This window comes from Proteiniphilum sp. UBA5463 (genome assembly GCF_002427225.1).
Classification (GTDB): Bacteria; Bacteroidota; Bacteroidia; order Bacteroidales; family Dysgonomonadaceae; genus Proteiniphilum; species Proteiniphilum propionicum.
The window spans coordinates 1-954 of the sequence record NZ_DIQL01000059.1 but is presented as its reverse complement, the minus strand read 5'-3'; the positions used below and the strand labels follow the sequence as shown (position 1 = coordinate 954).

Here is a 954-nt window from a genome sequence, read left to right as displayed (position 1 = left end):
GGAGGCGCCTTCCCCTATATGCATAAGGATTCCACCGCATCCAATTTTAACGAACCCTCGTCGTACGACCGGCACCTTTTTACAAACGGTCTGTCGCTGGATTATTCCGGGAAGGGCTATAGTATTCACTCTACCACAGGTTATCAGTATCTGAAAGACGATATGAAGATGGATCAGGATTACTCCCCCAAATCGGTATTTTCCATTCGTCAGATGCAGAAGCAACACTCGCTGAGCCAGGAGATCACGGTGAAGTCGGACTCACAGCGGAAATATCGCTGGGTGCTGGGAGCCTTTGGTTTCTATGATCACCGGGTGATCGACACACCGGTAGCCATCAAAAAGGAGGGAATTGCAGCCATGCAGGCACATCTCGATGCTTTTACAGCCAAAGCACCTTTAACAATATCCTATGCCAATGACCAGATCGATTTGCCGGGTGTGTATACCAAACCCTCAAGAGGGGCTGCATTCTTTCATCAATCTACGGTGAACGATCTTTTTGGAGTGACGGGTTTGTCCGGTACGGCCGGCATCCGTTTCGACTACGAACATACAGGGCTTGACTTTTTTACTGAAAGCGAGGGTGGCGATGTAAATCTCCAGTTTAATATTCCCAACCGTCCCATGCCTTCCATGTTTATAGAGGGCGACACATTGCTGACGGGAAGCTATAGCAAAGACTTCTGGAAGATATTACCTAAGTTTGCTCTCCAATACCAGTTCACCCCCACCGCCCACATCTACCTGTCTGCCTCCAAAGGGTACAAGACCGGCGGATATAATGAACAAGTATTCTCCAAAATATTGCAGGGTGCATTGGCGGCGTCGATCATGGAAGGAATTGCAGCGAAAATGCCTCCCAATATGCCCATGCCTGGAGGGGCGCCACATGGTGACGGCACTAAGCCAACACTTGAAGAACAGCTCTCCTATGATCCGGAAACCAGCTGG

The 954-nt window shown here is 49.5% G+C and carries 1 protein-coding gene; it reads left to right on the top strand.

Annotated elements, in window-relative coordinates:
- Positions 1–954: TonB-dependent receptor domain-containing protein (locus B3B27_RS11015; RefSeq protein WP_286847428.1), on the top strand; the 954-nt coding region annotated here is incomplete at both ends.